This is a genomic window from Saccharothrix isguenensis (genome assembly GCF_052936305.1).
Map to the genome: position 1 here is coordinate 1,475,518 of NZ_CP193626.1, position 19,659 is coordinate 1,495,176.

20 protein-coding genes are annotated in these 19,659 nt (G+C 71.2%); 16 read left to right on the forward strand and 4 right to left on the reverse strand.

What is annotated here, in order from left to right; genetic code table 11:
* Window positions 1-14: 14 nt before the first annotated feature.
* The 8 genes from ACRAKI_RS07210 (at window position 15) to ACRAKI_RS07245 (ending at window position 8,639) form a co-directional block, all read left to right on the forward strand.
* Window positions 15-1,706 carry a hypothetical protein gene (locus tag ACRAKI_RS07210; RefSeq protein WP_447006266.1) on the forward strand — a complete coding sequence of 564 codons (1,692 nt, stop codon included), beginning with the start codon at window positions 15-17 and terminating at the stop codon, window positions 1,704-1,706.
* The gene (locus ACRAKI_RS07215) at window positions 1,699-3,060 is read left to right on the forward strand and encodes an amidase (RefSeq protein WP_447006267.1); all 1,362 of its coding nucleotides are present in this window, start codon (window positions 1,699-1,701) and stop codon (window positions 3,058-3,060) included. The genes ACRAKI_RS07210 and ACRAKI_RS07215 overlap by 8 nt, the downstream gene beginning before the upstream one ends.
* Window positions 3,057-4,565 carry a glutamine synthetase family protein gene (locus ACRAKI_RS07220; RefSeq protein ID WP_447006268.1) on the forward strand — a complete coding sequence of 503 codons (1,509 nt, stop codon included), beginning with the start codon at window positions 3,057-3,059 and terminating at the stop codon, window positions 4,563-4,565. Before ACRAKI_RS07215 ends, ACRAKI_RS07220 begins: the two co-directional genes overlap by 4 nt.
* A 16-nt stretch (window positions 4,566-4,581) precedes the next feature.
* Window positions 4,582-5,553 (forward strand): GNAT family N-acetyltransferase, encoded by a 972-nt coding sequence (locus ACRAKI_RS07225; protein WP_447006269.1) that lies wholly within the window; start codon window positions 4,582-4,584, stop codon window positions 5,551-5,553.
* Entirely contained in the window at window positions 5,553-6,620 is a 1,068-nt protein-coding gene (locus tag ACRAKI_RS07230; protein ID WP_447006270.1) for a GNAT family N-acetyltransferase, read from the forward strand. Before ACRAKI_RS07225 ends, ACRAKI_RS07230 begins: the two co-directional genes overlap by 1 nt.
* Window positions 6,621-6,799: 179 nt before the next feature.
* Entirely contained in the window at window positions 6,800-7,957 is a 1,158-nt protein-coding gene (locus tag ACRAKI_RS07235; protein ID WP_447006271.1) for an acyltransferase family protein, read from the forward strand.
* 117 nt (window positions 7,958-8,074) lie between these two features.
* On the forward strand, window positions 8,075-8,305 hold the full coding sequence (locus ACRAKI_RS07240) for a ribbon-helix-helix domain-containing protein (protein WP_447006272.1): 231 nt from the start codon (window positions 8,075-8,077) through the stop codon (window positions 8,303-8,305).
* Window positions 8,292-8,639, forward strand: coding sequence for a type II toxin-antitoxin system PemK/MazF family toxin (locus ACRAKI_RS07245; protein WP_447006273.1), 348 nt, complete (start codon window positions 8,292-8,294; stop codon window positions 8,637-8,639). The genes ACRAKI_RS07240 and ACRAKI_RS07245 overlap by 14 nt, the downstream gene beginning before the upstream one ends.
* A gap of 124 nt (window positions 8,640-8,763) precedes the next feature.
* Here the strand turns inward: ACRAKI_RS07245 and ACRAKI_RS07250 are convergent, their stop codons facing one another.
* Together ACRAKI_RS07250 and ACRAKI_RS07255 are read right to left on the reverse strand one after the other, a co-directional pair.
* Window positions 8,764-8,958, reverse strand: coding sequence for a ferredoxin (locus ACRAKI_RS07250; RefSeq protein WP_447006274.1), 195 nt, complete (start codon window positions 8,956-8,958; stop codon window positions 8,764-8,766).
* Complete coding sequence (locus tag ACRAKI_RS07255; RefSeq protein ID WP_447006275.1) at window positions 8,959-10,155, reverse strand: cytochrome P450; 1,197 nt, start codon at window positions 10,153-10,155, stop codon at window positions 8,959-8,961.
* A gap of 187 nt (window positions 10,156-10,342) precedes the next feature.
* On the opposite strand from ACRAKI_RS07255, the gene ACRAKI_RS07260 reads away from it, so the two are divergent.
* The 3 genes from ACRAKI_RS07260 to ACRAKI_RS07270 are packed head-to-tail and all read left to right on the forward strand — an operon-like array spanning window position 10,343 to window position 12,296.
* Entirely contained in the window at window positions 10,343-11,212 is an 870-nt protein-coding gene (locus tag ACRAKI_RS07260; protein ID WP_447008353.1) for an ABC transporter ATP-binding protein, read from the forward strand.
* A complete protein-coding gene (locus tag ACRAKI_RS07265; protein WP_447006276.1) occupies window positions 11,209-12,060 on the forward strand; it encodes an ABC transporter permease in 852 nt (283 codons plus the stop codon). Before ACRAKI_RS07260 ends, ACRAKI_RS07265 begins: the two co-directional genes overlap by 4 nt.
* Window positions 12,057-12,296, forward strand: a complete 240-nt coding sequence (locus ACRAKI_RS07270; protein ID WP_033437276.1) for a helix-turn-helix transcriptional regulator — start codon at window positions 12,057-12,059, stop codon at window positions 12,294-12,296. Before ACRAKI_RS07265 ends, ACRAKI_RS07270 begins: the two co-directional genes overlap by 4 nt.
* 57 nt (window positions 12,297-12,353) lie before the next feature.
* On the opposite strand, the gene ACRAKI_RS07275 is transcribed toward ACRAKI_RS07270, so the two are convergent.
* Together ACRAKI_RS07275 and ACRAKI_RS07280 are read right to left on the reverse strand one after the other, a co-directional pair.
* Window positions 12,354-13,505 (reverse strand): macrolide family glycosyltransferase, encoded by a 1,152-nt coding sequence (locus ACRAKI_RS07275; RefSeq protein WP_447008354.1) that lies wholly within the window; start codon window positions 13,503-13,505, stop codon window positions 12,354-12,356.
* Between the two features lie 128 nt (window positions 13,506-13,633).
* On the reverse strand, window positions 13,634-14,224 hold the full coding sequence (locus tag ACRAKI_RS07280) for a TetR/AcrR family transcriptional regulator (RefSeq protein ID WP_447006277.1): 591 nt from the start codon (window positions 14,222-14,224) through the stop codon (window positions 13,634-13,636).
* A gap of 60 nt (window positions 14,225-14,284) precedes the next feature.
* On the opposite strand from ACRAKI_RS07280, the gene ACRAKI_RS07285 reads away from it, so the two are divergent.
* From ACRAKI_RS07285 to ACRAKI_RS07305, 5 genes are all read left to right on the forward strand, one after another.
* The gene (locus ACRAKI_RS07285; protein ID WP_447006278.1) at window positions 14,285-15,385 is read left to right on the forward strand and encodes an FAD-dependent monooxygenase; all 1,101 of its coding nucleotides are present in this window, start codon (window positions 14,285-14,287) and stop codon (window positions 15,383-15,385) included.
* A 201-nt stretch (window positions 15,386-15,586) separates the two neighbouring features.
* The gene (locus tag ACRAKI_RS07290; protein WP_447006279.1) at window positions 15,587-16,738 is read left to right on the forward strand and encodes a nitric oxide synthase oxygenase; all 1,152 of its coding nucleotides are present in this window, start codon (window positions 15,587-15,589) and stop codon (window positions 16,736-16,738) included.
* A gap of 108 nt (window positions 16,739-16,846) precedes the next feature.
* The gene (locus tag ACRAKI_RS07295) at window positions 16,847-17,938 is read left to right on the forward strand and encodes an NAD(P) transhydrogenase subunit alpha (protein WP_447008355.1); all 1,092 of its coding nucleotides are present in this window, start codon (window positions 16,847-16,849) and stop codon (window positions 17,936-17,938) included.
* Window positions 17,935-18,258 (forward strand): NAD(P) transhydrogenase subunit alpha, encoded by a 324-nt coding sequence (locus ACRAKI_RS07300; RefSeq protein ID WP_447006280.1) that lies wholly within the window; start codon window positions 17,935-17,937, stop codon window positions 18,256-18,258. Before ACRAKI_RS07295 ends, ACRAKI_RS07300 begins: the two co-directional genes overlap by 4 nt.
* The gene (locus tag ACRAKI_RS07305) at window positions 18,255-19,622 is read left to right on the forward strand and encodes an NAD(P)(+) transhydrogenase (Re/Si-specific) subunit beta (RefSeq protein ID WP_447006281.1); all 1,368 of its coding nucleotides are present in this window, start codon (window positions 18,255-18,257) and stop codon (window positions 19,620-19,622) included. Before ACRAKI_RS07300 ends, ACRAKI_RS07305 begins: the two co-directional genes overlap by 4 nt.
* Window positions 19,623-19,659: the final 37 nt, after the last annotated feature.

Below are 19,659 nucleotides of genomic sequence, written 5' to 3' on the forward strand. Positions count from 1 at the left end.
TTCGAAGGGACGCCATGCTCTCCTTGAAGACCGAAGGCTTTGTAGACCTGGTCGCCGCGGTCGCCGAACGCGCCCGATTAGCCGGTGACCTCGAAGAACTCCTCCGCATCGCCATCACCCTCGACGGCCGCATGTCCGAGGAGACCGGCCGCCGGGCGCTCACCTCGGCCGACCGGGTGGTGGTGGACCGGATCACGGCGGACGCCGCCACCGTCGAGATCGGCTCGGACACCGGCGACCGGCTCTACCTGACCGGCGCGGGCAGGCTGGTGGTCCGCACCGACGGCGCCGGCGACCCGGTGGACCTCCACCTCCTCGGCGCGCTGCGCTGGCAGGGCGACCACGAGGTCGAGACCAAGACCCGAAGACGCGCCGAGGCCGACGCGACCGCCGCGGAACTGGCCGCCCTGCACTCCGAGCTGGCCGGTGAGCCGGTCGACGCGGTGCACGAGCGGATCGACCGCATCGAGTACGCGGTGGTGCACATGGCGCCGGTCCTGCTGCACGTCGACGACCGGGTGTACACGAACCTGGGCAAGGGCGGGAACCTGCCGGGCAAGTCGATGGGCGCGGCCGACGCCCGAACCCTGCTGAACCGGCTGCGCGCGACGCCCGTCGCCGAGTGGTCGGCGCAGGACGCGTGCTTCATCGTCTGCCTCAACGCGCTCCTGCTGTCCGGGCCGGCGGTGCGCGCGGAGGAGTTCAACGGAGCCCAGCTGACACCGTCCATCGTGGACGCCTTCCTGGTCGACCGGCTCGCGGCGTACGGCGGGCGGCGGCCCCGGACGGCGACGTCGGACCTGGCGGGCCTCGACGTCCTGGCCCGCGAGTGCGCACGCCTGCGGGCGGAGGCGCTGGCCGGAGGGCAGACCCCGTACCGGGTGATCAACGGGCTGAACATGCAGAAGGTGGAGCACCTCATGCCCACCCCCGACCTGCTCGCCGACGTGCCGGCGGCGGTCGGCGCGCACGTCGAGGACCTCGTCGGCGCCCCGCTCCCGGAACGAATCTCCGACATGGCGCCCCTGTGGAAGGACCTGGCGAAGCGGATCGCGGGTGTCACCGCCGCCGATCCGTTCACCACCGCGTTCGAGTCCGTGCTGCACGGCCTGCTCACCGTCATCGCGGAGGCTTTCGCGGCCGACGTGACGATGAGCCGCGGCCCGGAGCGGTTCGACGCGCTGCGGTCGGAGCCCGGGGACGTCGACCCGCTCAAGCTCGGCACCGGCGACTTCTACTGCTGCGTCACCCCGCGCGAGGCGTTCGTGGACCGGTTCGGCGACGACCGGGCGGGGTTGGCGAAGACGCTCGCGGCCTACAGCGCGCGGATGCGGTTCAACACCTGGCACTACCTGCCGCACACCCTCGGCATCGTCGAGCGGGAACCGGGGCGCACCGACTGGTTCTTCGCCCCGACGATGCCCGACGTCACCGAGTGGTCGGACCAGCACCACACCGGGCACGTGGTGTTCGGCGTGCGGCACGCGATCCGGGTGCCGTTCGGCATCGACTACGACGGCCGCGACCTGCCGGGCCTGTACGACCTGCGGCTGATGCGCACCTCCGCACCCTCCCTCACCGTGGCGGACCTGCGCGGGTCCATCGCGGCGGCGGCCCTGCTCAAGGGCTTCTACCAGGCGATGTCGGAGTACGAGCCGACGGTGGCCGACTTCGGTCGGGATTGGTACCAGCGCTTCTATGGATGACGCGTTGCGCTACGCCACCGCGGTTGAACTGCGCCGCTGGTACTCCACGGGCGAGCTGTCGCCCGTGGAGCACACCCGTGCCACGTTGGCGTTGCTCGCGGAGCGGGAGCCCACCCTGCACGCGTTCGTCACCGTGTCGGGGGAGTTGGCGCTGGCCCAGGCCGAACTCGCCGAGCGCAGGCTGCGCGAAGCGGACGCGGGGGACAGGTGGCCGCTGTTGGGCGTCCCGCTGTCGGTCAAGGACCTGACGCCCACGGCGGGCGTGCGCACGACCCGGGGCTCGGCCCGCCACGACCGGTGGATCCCGGACCACGACGCGCCCGCCGTGGCCCGCCTGCGCGCGGCGGGCGCGGTGATCATCGGGAAGACCACGACGTCGGAGTTCGGCTGGAGCGCGGCGACGGTGAACCCCCTCGGGCCGCCCGCCGCCAACCCGTGGGACTCCCGGCGCAGCGCGGGCGGGTCGAGCGGTGGGGCGGCAGCGGCCGTCGCCGCCGGGATCGGGGTCGCCGCGCTGGGCACCGACGGCGCCGGGTCGATCCGCGTGCCCGCCGCGTTCTGCGGCGTGGTGGGCTTCAAGCCGACCTTCGGCCGCGTGCCGTACGTGCCCGTCAGCCCCGAGGGGCTGTCCCACATCGGGCCCCTCGCCCGGGACGTGGCCACGGTGGAGCTGGTGACCCGGGTGATCGCCGGGCCGGACCCGGCGGACCCGTTCTCGGCCGCGCCGCCCACCGCCCGCCCGCTGCCCGACTCGCCCCGGATCGCCTGGCTGCGGTGGGACGACGCCGGAGGTGAGGTCGACCGGGTCGCCCGCGACGCGGTCGCGGCGGTGTTCGGCGCGGTGCCGGAGGTGCCCGTGCCGTTCGAGGACCCGTACCGGCACCTGGTGACCATCCTGGCCTCGTTCGACGCCACCCAGCCCGAGACCGACGACGCGCGGTCGGACCCGGCCCGGCTCGCCGTCGTCCGGCACGGCCGCGGTCTGCGGGCGACCGACCTCGCCGAGGCGCTGGGCGCCAGAGCCGCGCTGGTCCAGGCCGTCGACGCGCTGATGCGGGACTTCGACGTCCTCGTCATGCCGACCGTGGACGTCGAGCCGTTCGCGGTCGACGCGTGGCGGCCCGACGACGGCGACGACCTCGACTGGCTGGCGTGGTGCCGACGCGCCTACCCGTTCAACCTGACCGGGATGCCGGCGGTGTCGGTGCCGGCGGGTTTCACCGCGGCGGGCCTCCCCGTGGGACTGCAGCTGGTGGGCAGGCGCCACGAGGACGCGCTCGTGCTGCGGTCAGCCGGGCTGTGCGAGCAACGCCGACCGTGGCGAGCCGGATACTCCGGAAAGGACCATTCGTGACCCGCTATTCGACATCTGCCACGGGCAGCACCGACTTCGTCGCCCGCCACGGGCTCTGGGACGAGGAGCAGCGCGATGCCGCCGAGGGCGTGATCGCCCGGCTGGCCGACCTGGAGTACGTGCGAGTGGTCTTCGGCGACCCGCACGGCATCGCCAGGTCGAAGACGCTGCGCGCCGAGGTGTTCGCCGGGGTTCTGCGCGACGGCATGGACTTCAGCCCCGGCCCGTTCGTGTTCGACACCGGGCACGCCACGGCCATCGACTTCTTCGCCGACGGCGGCGGCATCGGGATCGGCGAGCTGACCGGGGCGGGTGACTTCATCGTCGTGCCCGACCCGCGCACCTTCCTGGTCCTGCCGCACACCGGTCGCCCGACCGGGTGGGTGATCGGCGACGAGTACCTGCGCGACGGGACGCCGCACCCGCTGTCCGGCCGCGCGGTCCTGCGCCGCCAGTGCGCCGCGCTGGCCGAGCGGGGCATGGAGTACGTGGTCGGCCTGGAGGTCGAGTGGTACCTGACCCGCTACCGCGACGGCGGGCGACCGGTCAGCGTCGGCGGCTTCGGCAAGCAGGGCGACCCGGCCGACGTCGAGCCGGTCAACGGCGGGTACCAGTTCAACTCGGACAGCCTGCTCGACGCGCTGCTGCCGGTGCTCGACCCGGTGCTGGACGCGCTGGTGGCGCTCGGCCTGCCGGTGCGCGGCATCGAGCACGAGTCGGGCCCCGGCCAGCTGGAGTTCACCTTCAACCCCATGGAAGGCGTGCGCGCCGCCGACTCCATGCTGCTGCTGCGCACCATCGTCAAGCAAATCCTGGCCAGGTCGGGGTACCACGCCTCGTTCATGGCGCTGCCCGGCCTGCCGGGGTTCGACCCCAGCGGTTGGCACCTGCACCAGTCACTCGCCGACGTGGGCACCGGCGCCAACCTCTTCACCGCGGAAGCGGGTGGGGCGCCGCTGTCGGAACTGGGGATGTCCTACCTCGGCGGGCTCGTCGAGCACGCCGCCGCCGGGTCGTTGCTGGGCGTGCCCACGGTCAACGGCTACCGCAGGATGAGGACGGAGTTCAGCCTGTCCCCGGACCGGATCGCCTGGTGCGTCGAGAACCGGGGGGCATTCCTGCGGGTGCTGGGCGCGCACGGCGAGCCGGGCAGCCACGTCGAGAACCGGATCGGCGAGCCGGCCGCCAACCCCTACCTGTACCTCGCGGGCCAGTTGGCCGCCGGGGTGGACGGCGTCGACCGCGCGCTGGACCCCGGCCCGGCCGCGGAGGACTCGCACGCCGGGGAATCGCCGCCCCTGCCCCGTTCGCTGGAGGAGGCCATCGCCGCGTTCGGCGAGAGCGCCTTCTACCGCGCGACGTTCGGACCCCGGCTGCACGAATGCCTGCTGCAACTCAAGGCCAGCGAGCAGTCTCGCTATTCGGAGTGGCTCGCTAAGGTCCAGCCGACAGAAGAGAACCAGGTCACCGAATGGGAGCACCGTGAATACTTCGGCACCTACTAGCCGATACCGCAGTCGGGTGGTGCGCAGCGTCGACGACCTCAGCGCGGGCACACCGGGCGTCGTGGCCGCGGCCGGTGCGAACACGAACTACTCGTCGGAGTTCATGCGCGCCTACGAGCGTTTCCCGATCCAGCCCGTGCACGGCTGCTACTACGTGGAATTGCTCGACGAAGACGACGACGTGGTGGCGTTCGCGCCCTGCTTCGTGCAGGGCGACCCCCTGGGCGCACTCGGCCTCAAAGAGGGGGAACGAGCCCTGCTGAGCAACGTCTGGCACTGCTCCGACACCCGGGTCGTGGCCGCCGACGTGACGCCGGAGATCGCCGGCGAGCTGCTGACCGCGATGCGCGAGGTGGCCCGTTCACTGGGCCTGCCGCGCACCGGGTTCATCAACGTGGCCGACGGCTCGCCCAGCGCCGACGCCCTGGCCGGGGCCGGTGTCGAGGGCGTCCACCTCGACACCCGCTACTGGCTTGACCTGGCCAAGCACGGCAGCGAGGAAGGCGTGCTCGCCACGGTCAAGCCGAACGACCGCCGCGAGTACCAGCGGCACTGGCGGCGGGCGGCCGAGGCCGGCGTCAAGATCGTGCACCGGATGGCGCTGCCGGACGAGGACGTCGAGAAGCTGAACCTGCTCGAGGTCACCATGGTCCGGGTCGGTTCGGCGGGCTACTACGACGCGGAGAAGCTGGCCGCGTTCCTGGCCGAGACCCCCAACGCGCGGATCATCGAGATCACCCTCGACGAGCACCTGCTGGGCTTCGCGATCCTGTTCACCGACGAGACGCGCCTGCACGCGTGGGCGCTGGGGTACGACCGGGAGCGCAAGCTGCCGTTCAGCCCGTACTACCTGATGTGGGGCTCGTTCATGCGGCTGGGCTACGAGCTGGGCCTGCCCCGGCTGGAGGCGGGCCGGCGGAACGGGGAGTTCAAGATGCGCTACGGCCTCGTGCCGCAGGAGCTGAGCGCCTACGTGGTCGACGTCTGATGGGCGCGCTGACGATCACCGACGGCGTGCCGGAGGACTGGGACGAGCACGCCGGCTCCTGGCCCGCTGCCGGCCGGGCACGGTGGATCGGCTTCGGCCAGTCCTGGTTCCCGGGGCGGTACCTGACGTTCGCCCTGCGCGGCCCCGACGGCACGTGCCGGGTGGCGATGGGCGGAGCGGTGCTGCCCGCGCCCGCCGCCGTGCCCCGGCGCGACCCGTGGCACATCCTGACCGGCCGCACGGCCGACCTCGGGCTGTTCACCGCGGACGAGCACCCGTGGCCCTCGGACCTGGATCCCGACGAGGTCTACCCGTGCCTGGTGCTGATGTACCCGTACTACGCGACGTTCCCGGTGGGCAGCGAGGCGACGGACCCGGACGGCCTGGCCGAGTACGCCGACGCGCTCGTGGAGTGGGCGAAGGCCGAGGGCGTGCGGTCGGTGGCGGTGCTGTACCTGACCCCGCCCGCCGACCCGCTGGTCGCCGCGCTGGCCGGTGCGGGGTTCAAGACCGCCGCGATGGGCGAGCGCTGCGACATGCCGGTCACCTGGTCGGACTTCGACGGCTACCTGCGGTCGCTGCGGAAGAAGTACCGGGACGAGGTCAAGCGCGAGATCAACCGGATGGAAGAGCGCTCCCTGACGACCGCCGTGCGCGCCCTGGAGGCCGACGAGCCCGAACTGCTCGACCTGCGGTGCAGGCTGATCGAGAAGTACGACGGCTCGGTGAACCGCGCGGACCAGGCGGCGATCTTCGACATGATCCGCCGCTACGTGGTCCCGGAGGACATCACGGTGTTCACCGTGTCCGACGGTGACGACCTGATCAGCTTCAGCCTGTTCATCCAGGACGGTCCGGAGTGGACGGTCATGCTGACCGGCACGGCCTACGGGAAGCCGAACGCCGACTACGGCTACTTCTCGTGCATGTTCTACCAACCCGCCGCGATGGCTCCCGCCAAGGGGATCACCCAGGTGTCCTACGGTTACGGGACGCTGGACGCGAAACGTCGCCGAGGTTGCCTGCTCTACCCGTACCAAGCGGCGGAGTTGCGCCTCTCGCAGTGATCAACCCGCTGGTCAGGGCGCTGCGCGGGGAGGTCGCAGGCGTGGCCGGGCAGACGTGGAGCAGGTGCGCGGGCGGGCGCGGTGCGGTGGTGACGGGCGTTCGGCGGCCTGCGCCCGTGCCGTAGCGGCTCACGCCGGGGCCGGCGAAATCGGCTCAGGCCACCGGGAGACTTCCGGGCATGACCGCACCGTCTGCCCGCCGCCACGACCTCGACGTCCTGCGGATCGGCGCCTTCCTCCTGCTGATCGTGTTCCACCTCGGCATGTTCTACGCGCCGGTGGACTGGCACGTGAAGAGCACCCACGTCACGCCGGCAGTCGAACCCTGGATGGACGCGCTCAGCCCCTGGCGCCTCATCCTGCTGTTCGTGATCTCGGGTGTGGCCACCCGGTTCATGGCCGACAAGCTCGCGGCCGGCCCCATGGCGGCCCGGCGCACGCAGCGCCTGCTCATCCCGCTGCTCTTCGGGATCGGGTTCGTCGTCCCGCCGCAGAGCTGGGCGGAGGTGGTGGCGAAGACCGGCTACACCGGGAGCTTCCTGGACTTCTGGCCCCGCTACCTGATGTTCGACCAGAGCTTCGGGCTCGTCCTGCCCACCTACAACCACCTGTGGTTCGTCGCCTACCTCTGGTTCTACACGATGGTCGTGCTGGCGGCCGTGCCGTTGCTGCCCGCGGCCGACCGCTTCGCCGGTCGGGTGCTGGCAGGTGCGGGGCTGTTCGTGGTCCCGGTGCTGCTCTTCGGCCTGTACCGGGCCACGGCGTACCAGGCGTGGGGCGAGACGCACGTGTTCTGGGCCGACGGCTACGCCCACCTGCAGTACGGGACGGCCTTCCTGCTGGGCTTCCTGCTCGCGCGGCAGGACGCCGCCTGGAACCTGCTGGAGAAGGCGCGCGCCGGGACGCTGGCCGCCGCCGTCGTGCTCGCCGCCGCCGGTCTGACGCTCGCGCGCCTGGGCGTCGACGACATGCCTGGCTGGCCCGGCGCGGGCTGCGCCTTCCTGCGGGAGGCCTACGCCTGGGCCGTCATCTGCGCCCTGCTCGGTTACGCGCGACGGTACGTGCGCGGTGGATCGCCGCTGCTCAGCACCCTCAACGAGGCGGTGTTCCCGTTCTACATCGTGCACCAGACGGCGATCGTGCTGGCCGGTCACCTGCTCGCACCGCTGGAGCTGCCCGTGGCGGCCGAGGTGGGGATCATCCTGGTCGTCACGGTGGCCTCCGGCGTGGCGGCGTACTACCTCGCCCGTGCCGTGCCCGTGCTGCGCGTGCCGCTCGGTTTGAAACCCCCTCATCGCCGGGCGCGCCGGATGAGCACAGCGGAGAAGTCGGATTAGCGGACGCGGGGAGACCCCGGCCGCGCCGGCGGCCGGGGCGCTCCGTCCAGGGCGTGCGGATGATCGCTTGACACCGTGTGGTAGCCGCCTGGTGGCACCAGAGGTAGCATCGGTGGTATGAAAATCAGTGTGAGCCTCCCGGAGGAGGACGTAGAGTTCGTTGATCACTACCTTAGGCAACACCACAGCGCGTCACGGTCGTCGGTGATCCACCAGGCGATCACGCTGTTGCGTGAGGCGGGCCTGGAGAACGCCTACGCGAGCGCGTGGGAAGAGTGGGAAGCCGGGGGAGACGCCGACATGTGGGACGCGACCGCACCAGACGGTGTGCGCGATGCGCCGCGGTGACATCTACTGGGTCGACCTCGAGCCGTCGCTGGGCGCCGAGGCGAACAAGATCCGACCGGCCGTGGTCGTGAGCAACGACGCGGCGAACCGGGTCGCCGGACGGGGCGGCCGGGGTGTGGTGACGGTCGTGCCCATCACCTCCAACACCGCGAAGGTGTACCCGTTCCAGGTGCTGCTGCACGCCAAGGACTGCGGGCTCGGCGCGGACTCCAAGGCGCAGGCCGAGCAGGTTCGCACGGTCGCCGCGGCCCGGCTCCGCTCCCGGATCGGCGGCGTCCCGCCGGCGGTGCTCAAGCAGTTGGACGAAGCCCTGCGCGTCCATCTCTCGTTGTAGCCCCGGCCTCGCCCAGGCCTCGCCACAGGCCCGGCCCAACGCCCTCGCCCCGAAGCCGTCAAGCCGAAGCCGCGGAGCCGACAAGACTGCGGGAACCGCCCGGAGGCGGCCCCCGCAGCTCACGTCACTCGACCACGCGGATGGCTCCGGCCGGGCACAGGTGCGCCGCCTCCCGTGCCCGCGCCTCCTGCTCCGGGGTGGGCGTCGGCTGCAGCAGGACGACCGTGCCGTCCTCCTGGTCCTGGTCGAACAGCACCGGATCGGTCAACACGCACATGCCCGACCCCGCGCACAGGTCCGGATCCACTTCGATCTTCACTCAGAACTCCACCGGTAGCTCGTGTACTCCGTAGATCGCCATATCGTCCCGCATCCGCACCTCCTCCGCGGGAACGGCCAGCCGCAGGTTCGGGAACTCGCGGAACAACGCGGTGTACGCGACCCGCATCTCGATCCGGGCCAGCTGCTGCCCGAGGCACTGGTGCACGCCGTGGCCGAACCCGAGGTGCCCCGCCGCGGACCGGCGGATGTCGAGCTCGTCCGGCCGCTCGAACCGCGCCGGGTCGCGGTTGGCGGCGGCCACGGAGATCGAGACCGACTCGCCGGCCCGGATCACCTGCCCGCCGACCTCCACGTCCTCCAGCGCGGTGCGGAGGGTGCCGAACTGGAGGATCGACAGGTACCGCATCAGCTCCTCGACCGCGTTGTCCGCCAACGACGGGTCCGCCCGCAGCGCCGCCAGCTGGTCCGGGCGCCGCAACAGCGACAACGTGCCGAGGCCGAGCATGTTCGCCGTGGTCTCGTGGCCCGCGATGAGGAGGAGCAGCCCCATGTTGGCGACTTCCTCGTCGGTCAGCTCACCGGTGGCGACGAGCCCGGACAGCATGTCGTCGCCCGGTGTCACGCGCTTGCTCCGCGTCAACCGGAGCACGAAGTCCTCCAGCCGCTCGAACGCCGCCATGATCTCCTCGAACGAGGAGTCCAGCCGCAAGGCCTTCGCGGTGTCCGTCTGGAACGACTCCCGATCCTCGTAGGGGACGCCCAGCAGTTCGCAGATCACCAGCGACGGCACCGGCAGCGCGAAGTCCGCCACCAGGTCCGCCGGCGGTCCGGCGGCGCGCATGGCGGCCAGGTGGTCGGCCACGATCCGCTCGATCCGCGGCATCAGCAGGTTCATCCGCCGCACGGTGAACTGCCCGGTCAGCAGCTTCCGGTAGCGCGTGTGGTCCGGCGCGTCCATCCCGATGAACATGCCCGGCTTGGCGGGCGGCCGTTGCGCCATCGGCTGACCGGCGACCAGCCGCGGTGAGTGCTGCAACTCGGAACGGCTGCTGAACCGCCGGTCCGCGTGCACCTCGCGGGCGAGCTCGTAGCCGGTCACCAGCCACCCCAGGTGCCCGTCGGGGAACTTCATCCGGCTGATCGGTGCCGTGCCGCGGAGCAACCCCAACTCCGCGGGCGGGTCGAACGGCGTGCTGCGCGTCGTGGGCAGCTCGGTGTACAGCGTGTCGGTCATCTCGCACACCTCCCAGTGCGTTAAGGGACCTCCTTCGCAACGTACAGAAGTTTCACGAACCCGTGAAGTAAATATGCCATCAAAGAACGGTGCTAGTACGACCGATAGCACGTGTGCTACAAAATGCCCGAGAACTCCAACGAGGGGGAGGTGAGGGTCCTTGGTCATCGAGGTGCGCGATCTGCGGATGCGCTACGGCACGACGGACGTGCTGCACGGGGTCGACTTCACCGCGGGCCCCGGTGAAGTGGTGGCGCTGCTGGGGCCCAACGGCGCGGGCAAGACGACGACGATCGAGATCCTGGAGGGCTTCCGGCTGCCCTCCGACGGCCACATCCGGGTGCTGGGCGTCGACCCGGCCACGGGCGACGAGGCCTGGCGGGCGAAGCTCGGCGTGGTGCTGCAGTCGTGGCGCGACCACGGCAGGTGGCGGGTGCGCGAGCTGTTGCACCACCTCGGCCGCTACTACACGCCCTACAGCACGCCCCACCAGTCACGGCCGTTCGACACCGACGAGCTGATCGAGACGGTCGGCCTGACCGAGCACGCGCACAAGAAGATCAGCAGCCTCTCCGGCGGCCAGCGGCGGCGGCTGGACGTGGCGATCGGCATCGTCGGCAAGCCGGAGCTGCTGTTCCTGGACGAGCCGACCGCCGGGTTCGACCCGCACGCGCGCCGGGACTTCCACGACCTGGTGCACCGGCTGTCCGACCTGGAGGGTATGACGATCCTGCTGACCACGCACGACCTGGACGAGGCGGAGAAGCTGGCCGACCGCATCCTCGTGCTCGCGGGCGGCCGGATCATCGCCGACGGCAGCCCCGACCAGCTCAGCCGCCAGGTCGCGGGCAAGTCCGAGATCCGCTGGACGCAGGGCGGCCTGCGGCACGTGCACACGGCCGACGACGCGACGGCGTTCGTGCGCGACCTGTTCCGCCAGCACGAGACCGGCATCTCCGAGCTGGAGGTGCGGCGCAGCACGTTGGAGGACACCTACATGGCACTCGTGCAGCAGCACGAGAGCGGGCAGCGGAGGGAGGAGGTGGCGGTCCTGTGAACGCCAAGACGCAGGCCATCCGGCTCGGCGTGGACCGCGGCGTGCGGGAGTTCCGCCACTCCATGGGCAGCTCGGACCAGTGGTACAACGTCTTCACCGGGCTCGCCGCGCTGACGGTGCTGTGGTTCCAGCGCGACTCGTCCATCGAGGGCTCCGGCGTCTCGCTCGCCGCGCTCACCCTGCCCGGCCTGCTCGGCATGGGGATGGTGTTCGGCGCCCTGGTCGGGCCCGCGGGCCAGCTCGCGACCAACCGCGAGGACGGCACGCTGCTGCGCGCCAAGGCGGTGCCCCACGGGATGGTCGGCTACCTCGTCGGTCGGACCGTGCAGACGTCGCTGGACTCCTTGACCGGTCTGCTGATCGTGCTGGTGCCGGGCCTGTTCCTGGTGAACCTGCTGGCGGACGCGGGTGTGGGCGGTCTCCTCGGCCTGCTCGCCGTGCTCGCGCTCGGCATGGTGTCGATGCTGCCCTGGGGCGCGGTCGCCGGGTCGGTCACCAAGAGCCCGGGCGGCGCGATGGGTATCACCATGCTGCCGATGATGGGCATCGTGGCGATCTCGGGCATCTTCTACCCGATCACCGCGATGCCCGGCTGGATGCAGGGCGTGGCCCAGGCCTTCCCGGTGTACTGGGCGGGACACGGCGCCAGGGCGGCCCTGCTGCCCGACGCGGCGGCGGTCGCGGAGATCGGCGGTTCCTGGCGGATCACGGAGATGATCGGCGTGCTGGGGGTGTGGACGGTGGTCGGCTTCCTGATTGCGCCTACGATCCTGCGTCGGATGGCTCGCCGTGAGTCGGGATCGGATATGGAGCAACGCCGACAGGCGGCGCTGCAGAGGGTGCGATGAGCGAAAGCGTCTACAACCGGATCGCGATGCTGCGCGCGGAACGGGGTGTGTCCCGCCGCCAGCTGTCCGAGGCGTTGGGCATCCACTACCAGACCGTGGGCTACCTGGAGCGGGGCGAGTACAGCCCGAGCCTGTACCTGGCGCTGCGCATCGCGCAGTACTTCGAGGTGCCGGTGGAGGTCGTCTTCTCGACCGACCCGTTCCCCCGCCTGGGCAGTTCGGAGAGATCCGCGTAGACGAAGCAGGGGGCGGCGCGCGAGAGCGCCGCCCCCTGCCCGCTCACCCGGAGTCGATCACTTCAGCGCGGACTCGATCACGTCGGCCGCCGCCGGCGTGCCACCGGCGGCCCGGATCTCCGCCTTGATCGCGGCGAGCCGTTCGGCCACGTCCGGGTCGTCGGCCAGTTCCAGCACCGCGGAGCGCAGCCCCTCGGCGGTGACCTCGTCCCTCGGGATGTGCCTGCCGACGCCGAGGTCGACCAGGCGCATCGCGTTCACGACCTGCTCGCCGATCGTGGGCACGCCGATCATCGGCACGCCGTGGTACAGGCCCTCCATCGAGCCGCCCATGCCGCTGTGCGTGATGAACACCTTGGCGTGGGCCAGGATCGCCAGCTGCGGCACCCACCGGTGCAGCTCGACGTTCGCCGGCGGCTCGCCCAGCTCGGCCGGGTCCACCACCTTGCCGATGTTGACCACGACCTGCCAGTCGAGGTCGCCGAACGCCTCGAAGCACTCGCGGTAGATGCCCGGCTCGTTGGTGTAGGCCGAGCCGAACGACACCAGCAGCACCGGCCGGTCGTCCGCCGGCTCCCAGCCGCCCTGGAACGCGCGGTCGTCCAGGCACGGCCCGACGAACGTGTACTTCGGGTGCACGGACTCGCTGCGCGGCTGGAACGACCGCGCGATGCTCACCACCGCGCGGTCCGGGTGGCTCACGTACGTCTGCGCCGGGATCGGCACGCCCTCGGCCGCCAGCCACTCGTCCAGCTCGGCGTAGAACGCGCGCACCTCGTCGTCGATCAGGTCGCCCATGTCGTCCTCCCAGCCCTCGTACGCGACGAAGGTGGGCGAGAACTGGATCGCCGGCACGCCCCAGCGGTCCGCGAGCAGGCGCGCGGTCCACGCGCCGATGTCGTACACGACGACGTCCGGCCGGTCGTCCGCGAACGCCGCCTCCAGCACCGGCAGCACGGCCTTGGCCTCGGCGAGGAACAGGTGCATGGCCGCCGCCATGCCGGTCGGCCACTCCCGGTCGTCGGTGGGCAGGGTGGTCGGGTGGACGACCGGCGTGGCGCCCGCCTGCCCGACGATGTCGGCGAAACCGGGGTCGACCGCGTAGCTGACCCGGTGGCCCCGGTTCACCAGCTCGGTGACGACGGGCAGCGTCGGGTTGACGTGGCCGTGGCCCGGGATGTTGAGGAAAGCGATGTGCGACAAGGAAATCTCCGTGTGGGTTGGGTCGAATACCCCGTCACGCGTGGCGCGTGGGGGTTGCCGGCTGACCCGAACTCAGAGGTAGAAGACCTGGAATGCCCACATGTGAACCACGATAGCGACGGCCGCCAGTCGATTTACGACTGCGGTCCGAGCACGGCGCGCAGCGCCGCGCGCACCGCTCGGGCCAGTTCGGCGCGGCTCTCCGGCGTGCCGGGGGTGGGTGCGCCGAGCGCGCCCGCGCCGACCAGCCGGTCGAACACCAGGCCGTCGACGAACGCCACCAGCTCCCGGCCCTGCCGCTCCGGGTCTGGCGCGCCGGCCGCCGCCAGCATCGCCCGGGCACGGGCGCGGGGCCGTTCACCGTGGGCCAGGATGCCGCGCAGCTCGGGGTGGTGGGTGGCCTCCAACAGGCAGGCGTACCGCGCCAGGGTGCGCTCGCGGCCGGTGGTCATCCACTGGTCGAGCACGTGCGCGATGCCCTCGGCGAGCCGGTCGAGGTCGAGCGGCGTGGTCGTGTCCACGTCCTCGACCTCGGCGTTGTCCAGGTCGGCCAGCCGCTGCACCACGCCCTCGATCAAGGCCTTGCGGGTGCGGAAGTAGGCGGAGGTGGAACCGGTGGGCACGCCGGCCCGCGCGTCCACCGCGCGGTGGGTCAACCCGCGCATGCCCTTGGTGGCCACCACGTGGATCGCCGCGTCGGCCAAAGCGGCCATGCGCTCCGTCACAGTGCTCCCTCCTTCTACAGCTGTAGAGTACGTCCATCTACAGCTGTAGAAGGAGTGCGCATGAAGGCGGTCGTGGTGGGTGGTGGCCTCGGTGGGGTCACAGCGGCGGTGGCGTTGCGCGAGGTCGGGTGGGAGGTGTCGGTGCTGGAGCGCGCGCCCGAGTTCGGCGAGGTCGGCGCGGGTGTGGGCGTGATGCCGAACGCGATGCGGGCGTTGGCGGCGCTGGGGTTGGCCGACGACGTGCGGCGGATCGGCACGCCGCGCGTGGCCGGTGGCATCCGTGACCCGAGAGGGCGGTCGCTGGCGCGCGTCGACGCGACGCAGCTGGACCACGTGGTGGCGGTGCACCGCGCGGACCTGCACCGGGTGCTGCGGTCGGCGTTGCCGGCGGAGTGCCTGGTCACCGACACCGACGTGCGGTCGGTGGACGACCTGGACGCGGACCTGGTCGTGGCGGCGGACGGCATCCGCAGCCGGATCAGGCAGGCGTTGTTCCCCGACCTCCCCCAGCCGGTGTACGCGGGCGCCACGGCGTGGCGGAGCGTGACGACGGCGGAGTTCCCGCCGGACCTCGAAATCAGCCAGACGCTCGGGCCGGGGACGGAGTTCGGCGTGCTGCCGCTGGGTGACGGCCGGGTGTGCTGGTACGCGGCCACGGTCGCGCCCGCCGGTGGCCGTTCGGAGGACGAGTGGGGCGAGGCGCGCCGGCTCGTCGCCGACTGGCACCACCCGATCCCGGCGCTGCTGGACGCGACCCCGCCGGAGACCGTGCTCCGGCACGACGTCCACGAGCTGGCGACGCCGCTGCCGACGTTCGTCCGGGGTCGGGTGGCGCTGCTCGGCGACGCCGCGCACGCCATGACGCCGTACCTCGGGCAGGGCGCGTGCATGGCGATCGAGGACGCCGTGGTGCTGGCCGCCGCGTGCGCGCACGGCGATGTGCCGAGCGCCCTCGCCGAGTACGACCGGCAACGCCGTCCGCGCACCCGGGCGATCGCCAGGGCGTCGAGGGTGCTCGGGCGGGTGGGGCACAAGGTGCGCCACCCGGTGGCCGTCGCACTGCGTGACGCGGCGATGCGAGCGGTTCCCGCGCGGACCGCAATTAGAGGGATGACGAAGTTCCACGGGTGGGTCCCGCCACGGTTGTCACTCGATAGGTGAATAATGAACTGTGAGGTAAATCACTTATCACCGCAGTGATTCGGGCGGGTAACGATCCAATATCACTCGTTTTCCCAGGGTGCGTCACCCTTTTGCTGGATCAAGCACTCACGGTGTGCCATCAAAGATGCGGCGTACCGCTCCTTGTGTGCCCGACGCGGCGGTGCAACAACCCCGAATGGGCAACTACGGTGTCCCGCCATGGCACCCGTCCCCTTGTGTCCGGCTGAAGCCATCCCCCTGCGCGAGACCACTGTCGACCTCGCCGAGGCCGATGACTTCCTCCGTCTCCACCACGCCGAGAACCCCGAACTCGGCCCCGTCGAACACCGTCTCGCGGAGGTGCACGCCGAGGTCGCCGCGACCGGCACGTACCGCCACACGGCCGAAGAGCTCACGTTCGGCGCCCGGGTCGCGTGGCGCAACAGCGCGCGCTGCATCGGTCGCCTGTACTGGCGCAGCCTCAAGGTCCGAGACCTGCGAGACCTGCGTGATCCGAAAGAGATCGCGGACGAGTGCGTGGAACACCTCAAGCTCGCCGCCAACGGCGGCAAGGTCCGCCCGGTGATCACCGTGTTCGCGCCGGACGAGCCCGGCCGGCCGGCGCCGAGGATCTGCAACGAGCAGTTGATCCGCTACGCGGGCTACCTCGGCTCGGACGGCGGCGTGCTGGGCGACCGGCGCAACGTCGAGCTGACCGACAAGGCCGTCCGGATGGGGTGGCGCCCGCCCGCGCGACGAGGGCCGTTCGACGTGCTCCCGCTGATCGTGGAACGGGACGACGCCGAACCGTCCCTGGTCGAACTGCCGCCGGACGCCGTGCTGGAAGTCCGGATCGCCCACCCAGAGCTGCCGTGGCTCGCCGACCTGGGCCTGCGCTGGCACGCCGTGCCCGCGATCAGCAACATGCGGCTGCGGATCGGGGGGATCGACTACCCGGCCGCGCCGTTCAACGGCTGGTACATGGGCACCGAGATCGGCGCCCGGAACTTCGCCGACGCCGACCGGTACGACCTGCTGCCCTACCTGGGCAGGCGGATGGGGCTGGACACGTCGTCGGTGCAGACGCTGTGGAAGGACCGCGTGCTGGTCGAGCTGAACCGCGCGGTGCTGCACTCGTTCGCGGCGGCGGGCGTGACGATCACCGACCACCACACCGAGTCGGACCGGTTCCTCACCCACCTCCGGAAGGAGGAGGAAGCGGGCCGTTCGTGCCCGGCGGACTGGACGTGGATCGTGCCGCCGATGTCGAGCGGCATCACCAGCGTCTTCCACCGGTACTACGACAAGCGCGAGCTGGTGCCGAACTTCTTCGCGGGCGACACCGAAGGTGTCTGCCCGGTCATCCACTGATCCATTCGTGGAGGCGACGAGGTCTCACCAAGACGTACGTACGGGTACTTTTATCGCCTGCGTGTGGCATAGATCACCTTCGGCGGACTAGGGTGACTCTCCGTGAGAGTGGGCATACCCGTCGAGGCTCGGCCCGCCGAGCGCCGCGTCGCAGGTCTACCGGAAACGGTGGCCACGCTGATCGGTGCCGGACTCGCGGTGGACGTCCAAGCCGGGGCGGGCGCACACGCCCACGCCTCGGATGACGCCTACCGCGCAGCCGGCGCGAACATCATCACCGACCACCCGGCCGGTCGATCCGATGTGCTCGTCTCCGTCCAACCGCCGACCCCGGACCAAGCCGCCGCCCTCCGCGAGGGCGACATCACGATCAGCTTCCTCCAGCCGAACGCCGAGCCGGAGCTGATCGAGGTGCTGAACGCCAACAAGGTCACCGCGTTCAGCCTCGACCTGCTGCCGCGGGTCACCAGGGCGCAGTCCGCCGACGCCCTGTCCTCCCAGGCGCTGGTGGCGGGCTACCGCGCGGTGATCGAGGCGGCCAACCGGCTGCCGAAGTTCCTCCCCATGTTCACCACCGCGGCCGGCACCATCCCGCCGGCCAAGGTGCTCGTCCTCGGCGCGGGCGTGGCGGGGCTCCAGGCCATCGCCACCGCCAAGCGCCTCGGCGCGGTGGTCGAGGCGTACGACATCCGTGCGGCGGCCAGGGAAGAGGTCAAGAGCCTGGGCGCGAGGTTCCTCGAACTGGACCTCGAAACGCAGCGGGGCGTCTACGCCGAAGCCCAGTCGGAGACGTTCCTGGAGCGGCAGCGGGAGCTGATCGCGGATCGGGTCGCCGCCTCCGACGTGGTCATCTCCACCGCCGCCATCCCCGGCCGCAAGGCGCCGGTGCTCGTCACCACGGACATGCTCAAGGCGATGGGGCCCGGTTCGGTGGTGGTCGACCTGGCCGCCGAGTCCGGCGGCAACGTCACCGGGAGCAGGCCAGGCGAGGAGACCTGGATCGGCGAGGTGCTGGTCTACGGCGCCAGGAACATGCCCAGCACCATGCCGGTGCACGCCAGCAGGCTGTACGCGCGCAACGTGGCCAACCTGCTCATGATGATGACCAAGGACGGCCAGGTGACCCCCGACCTCACCGACGAGGTGCTGGCCGGCTGCTGCCTCACGCACGCGGGCGAGCTGAGGAGGGAGCTGCCGTGATCGACCTGTTGACGATCTTCGTGCTCGCGGTGTTCGTGGGCTTCGAGGTCGTGTCGAAGGTGTCCACCATCCTGCACACGCCCCTGATGTCGGGCGCGAACGCGATCCACGGCGTGATCCTGGTCGGCGCGATCCTCATCACCGGCCGAGCCGAGCACGCGCTGGAGGTCGCGCTCGGTGTCGCGGCGGTCTTCCTGGCCACGATCAACGTGGTGGGCGGCTTCGTGGTGACCGACCGGATGCTGGAGATGTTCAAGGGCCACAAGCCGGTCAAGGCGGTCGAGGTCCAGGGCAACGGGCACAAGGAGACGGGGACATGAGCCCGACCTGGGTCCAACTCGCGTACCTGGTGGCCGCCCTGTGCTTCGTGCTGGCGCTCAAGGGCCTGAGCACGCCGAGGTACGCCCGCGCGGGCAACCTGCTCGGCGCGGCGGGCATGGCGCTGGCCGTGGTCACGGCGTACGTCCACGGCGCGGTCCACAACGGGCTGCTGATCCTGGTCGCCGTGGCCGCCGGTGTGGCGGTGGGCATCCCGGCGGCGCGGTCGGTGAAGATGACCGCCATCCCGCAGATGGTGGCGCTGTTCAACGGCGTTGGCGGCGCGGCGGCGGCCCTGGTGGCGTTGACCGAGTTCCTGGCGGTCCCGCACGGCTCGGTGCTGTTCCAGGTCGCCACCGCGCTCACGGTGCTGATCGGCTCGGTCAGCTTCTCCGGCAGCGTGGTCACGTTCCTCAAGCTCCAGGAGATCATGACCACCCGGCCGGTGCTGCTGCCCGCGGGTCAGCTGGTGGGCATCGGCGTGGCCGCGGCGAGCGCGCTGCTGGCGCTGTCCGTCGTCCTCAGCGGGAGCGCCCTGCTGCTGGTGCTCCTGGCGTTGGCCGGTCTCGCGCTGGGTGTGCTGTTCGTGCTGCCGGTGGGCGGCGCGGACGTGCCGATCGCGATCTCGCTGCTCAACGCGTTCACCGGCCTGGCCGTCGCCGCGTCCGGCTACGTGCTGGCCAACACCCTGCTGATCGTCGCCGGCACGCTCGTCGGCGCGTCCGGCACCATCCTGACCCGGCTGATGGCGCAGGCCATGGGCCGGCCGCTGACCAACATCCTGTTCGGCGCGTTCAAACCCACCACGGCGGCAGCTCGGACCGACGAGCAGCGGACCGTCCGCTCCGGCACGGTGGAGGACGTCGCGATCCTGCTCGGCTACGCCCACTCGGTGCTGGTGGTGCCCGGCTACGGCCTGGCCGTGGCGCAGGGCCAGCACGCCGCGCGGGAACTGGCGGCCGTGCTGGAGCAGCGCGGCGTCACGGTGCACTACGGCATCCACCCGGTGGCCGGCCGGATGCCGGGCCACATGAACGTCCTGCTCGCCGAGGCGGACGTGCCGTACGAGCAGCTGAAGGAGCTGGCCGACGTCAACCCCGGCATCGGCAGCGTCGACGTGGTGCTCGTGGTCGGCGCGAACGACGTGGTCAACCCGGGCGCGCGGGACGAGCCGAGCAGCCCGATCTACGGCATGCCGATCTTCGACGTGGACCGGGCGAAGGCCGTGGTGTTCATGAAGCGCTCGATGCGGCCGGGCTTCGCGGGCGTGGACAACAGCCTGCTCTACAACCCGAAGACCACCATGCTGTTCGGCGACGCCAAGGAGTCGCTGACCAAGCTCCTAGCCGCAGTAAAACAGGTCTGACCCCGCGAGTCCTCCGTTCCCGTCACCCGAGTCCTCC

Coding starts and splice junctions, on each gene's coding strand:
- ACRAKI_RS07210 (WP_447006266.1), top strand. CDS start 15: ATGCTCTCCTTGAAGACCGAAGGCTTTGTAGACCTGGTCGCCGCGGTC.
- ACRAKI_RS07215 (WP_447006267.1), top strand. CDS start 1,699: ATGGATGACGCGTTGCGCTACGCCACCGCGGTTGAACTGCGCCGCTGG.
- ACRAKI_RS07230 (WP_447006270.1), top strand. CDS start 5,553: ATGGGCGCGCTGACGATCACCGACGGCGTGCCGGAGGACTGGGACGAG.
- ACRAKI_RS07235 (WP_447006271.1), top strand. CDS start 6,800: ATGACCGCACCGTCTGCCCGCCGCCACGACCTCGACGTCCTGCGGATC.
- ACRAKI_RS07240 (WP_447006272.1), top strand. CDS start 8,075: ATGAAAATCAGTGTGAGCCTCCCGGAGGAGGACGTAGAGTTCGTTGAT.
- ACRAKI_RS07245 (WP_447006273.1), top strand. CDS start 8,292: ATGCGCCGCGGTGACATCTACTGGGTCGACCTCGAGCCGTCGCTGGGC.
- ACRAKI_RS07255 (WP_447006275.1), bottom strand. CDS start 10,155: ATGACCGACACGCTGTACACCGAGCTGCCCACGACGCGCAGCACGCCG.
- ACRAKI_RS07260 (WP_447008353.1), top strand. CDS start 10,343: ATGCGCTACGGCACGACGGACGTGCTGCACGGGGTCGACTTCACCGCG.
- ACRAKI_RS07270 (WP_033437276.1), top strand. CDS start 12,057: ATGAGCGAAAGCGTCTACAACCGGATCGCGATGCTGCGCGCGGAACGG.
- ACRAKI_RS07285 (WP_447006278.1), top strand. CDS start 14,285: ATGAAGGCGGTCGTGGTGGGTGGTGGCCTCGGTGGGGTCACAGCGGCG.
- ACRAKI_RS07290 (WP_447006279.1), top strand. CDS start 15,587: ATGGCACCCGTCCCCTTGTGTCCGGCTGAAGCCATCCCCCTGCGCGAG.
- ACRAKI_RS07305 (WP_447006281.1), top strand. CDS start 18,255: ATGAGCCCGACCTGGGTCCAACTCGCGTACCTGGTGGCCGCCCTGTGC.